Source organism: Paenibacillus agaridevorans (assembly GCF_003112455.1).
Lineage (GTDB): Bacteria > Bacillota > Bacilli > Paenibacillales > Paenibacillaceae > Pristimantibacillus > Pristimantibacillus agaridevorans.
On record NZ_BDQX01000356.1, the window covers coordinates 31,836 to 34,272 of the forward strand.

Here is a 2,437-nt window from a genome sequence, read left to right on the forward strand (position 1 = left end):
GCGGCCAGTCGTATCGCCGACTAACGCGATCAATGACAAGTGGATTTTCCGTTCTTCGAATCCATCGGTCGCTCAGGTGAGTCCGGAAGGCATCGTTAGCGTAACCGGAGCGGGCAAAGCAGTCATCGATATCAAGACAGAGGATCAGTACGCGGGCGCAAGCTTCGAAGTAAGCGGATATACGCCCGGCGGCACGGGGACTGTCGGAAACGGCAGCGGCACCGGCGGCGGAGCGAACGGCGATAAAGCCGCCGCGTACAACGGCGAATGGACAGAAGGCCGCTTTGTGGCGGAGCTTCTCCCGGACGGCGTGGCTCAGGCTGTGGAAGAAGCGGCAGCGCAAGGCGGCGCGGCGCGAATTGAGTTGAAGATGACTGAATCGGATTTGGCTGCGGCGAACGGGTTCTCGGTGACGATTGCGGATCGCATATGGAAGGACGATTTGTGGCAAAAAGAGGGCGTTCGGCACCTGCTGCTGGCGAGTCCGCTGGGCGATATTCTATTAAACATCGAAGACGTGCTTGAGCTTTATCGCGATCGTACGGGACCGCTGGAGCTGACGCTGTGGAAAGCCGCTGCCGGACAGCTTCCCGGACCCGTGAGCGAAGCGGCGGACGGACGTCAGGTCTATGCGTTCGCCGCAACCTTGGATGGACGGGAACTCTCGGACGATACGGGGATCGCGCTCGTTACTTTGCCGATCGCCGGTGCCGATGCGGTTGTCAATGAGCTGTCGGCAGCCGGCGTCGAGCGAGCCAATCCGTTGTCGGGGCGGATGACGGGAGGCGTAAGCTTTATCGTTGGCGGGAAGGTTTATGTCGTGTTGGCACCGCCGTCGACGAATCCATATGGTGACACCGCTTCGCATTGGGCGGCGGACAGCATTGCTCTGGCAACGGCCAGAGGCATAATGCAAGGCGTGGGCGGCGGCAAGTTTGCGCCGGATCAAGGCATGACACGGGCGATGGCCGTGCGCCTGTTGGCCAATCTGGAACGAACGCTGCCTGGTCCGGCCGGACAGCTGCCGTTTACGGATACGGTGGATGGCGCCTGGTACGCTTCGGCTGTCGGTTGGGCTAACGAAGCGGGAATCGCCGCCGGAACGGGCAACGGGAAATTTGAGCCCAACCGATTGGTGACGCGCGAGGAGATGGCCGTGCTGCTGCTGCGTTTCGCGCAATACGCCGGGCTGAAGCTGTCGGTTGCGGCGGGCGCAACTGAGACGGCAGGAGATTTTGCCGACGCGGCGGACATACGGCCATGGGCGGCGGAGGCGGTGCGATCGCTGCATCATGCCGGCATTATTCATGGCAAGGAAGGCAACCGCTTTGCGCCCGGCGACCATTTGACGCGGGCCCAGGCAGCCGCGCTGATGCAGGAGTGGATCGACTATATGCTTCGAACTTGGGTTGCGAACGGGACGCTTATAATCGAACGGACATGAACGAATTAAAAGAATGGAAACGGGATGGTGAATGGCATAATGAATCTCGCTCATCGCAAAGCGGAAATGAAAGAGCATTACGAAGCGTCGCTGGCCATGAATGTGGGCGATCACGAATGGCTGTCCACCCTCTATTTTTCGGGGGCGTATGAGGAGGAGCCGGACTGGTCGATCGGTCCGTTTGTCAAGGAAGAACAGATGACCTTCCGACTGGGGCGGCAGTGGCGCGATCCTTACGATTTTGGCTGGAAAAGCGGCTTTCTATTTAATCCGAGCTTGATCGAGCGCGACGGCAAGCTGTATATGTTCTATCGAGCTGCGCCGAAAAAGGAAGCGACCGGCTCGCGGATTGGCCTGGCCGTCTACGAGGAAGGAGCGGGATGGAACGATTGCGGGCATAATCCCATCATCTATCCCACGAGGGACAATGAACTGCTCGGCTGCGAAGATCCGAAAGTATATGAGGCCGACGGGAAATATTATATGTTCTACAACGGGGTATGGCCGGTCAGCAAAGAGCAGGCGGCAAGCGTTCGAGAATCGATGGGGTACGAGGTGCAAGTCGGCTGCGACATTAACATGGCGGTGTCGGACGATCTGCTGCACTGGGAGAAACGAGGCATCGTGGTGCCGCATGCCATCTCGCAATATTGGGCGAAAGGCGCGGTCATCCCGCGCGATCCCAGTGGCAGGGCTGTGCGCATCGATGGCCGCTATATGATGTTTCTGAGCGAAGGCTGCGGCGGGCGCCAGCATGTAGGCTTCTCCGAAGATATGTTGAACTGGCATTTCGAGCCGCAGACCTATCTGGATACGTCCGCATACGGCAAGCTGTACGAATTGGCTTGCATATCCGCAGACCGCAGCCCAGGCGACGATCGGCTGGTGATGGATTTTTATTATCGGGACGGAGACGGGCGCAATGCGGCGGGGCAGGCGTTGTATGCGCGGCGCGAGCCGTTCCGGCAACTGTCGCTGAACAAGGGCGGGACG

Annotated in this window: 2 protein-coding genes; both read left to right on the forward strand. The window is 59.5% G+C overall.

The features are described 5' to 3' along the window. Nucleotides 1–1,444, forward strand: a 1,444-nt coding sequence (locus tag PAT3040_RS27485; protein ID WP_146200574.1) for an S-layer homology domain-containing protein, incomplete at its 5' end; no start/stop codon positions are given. A gap of 24 nt (nucleotides 1,445–1,468) precedes the next feature. Next, nucleotides 1,469–2,437 (forward strand): glycoside hydrolase family 130 protein (locus PAT3040_RS27490; protein ID WP_108995195.1); only part of this gene is annotated, 969 nt, incomplete at its 3' end.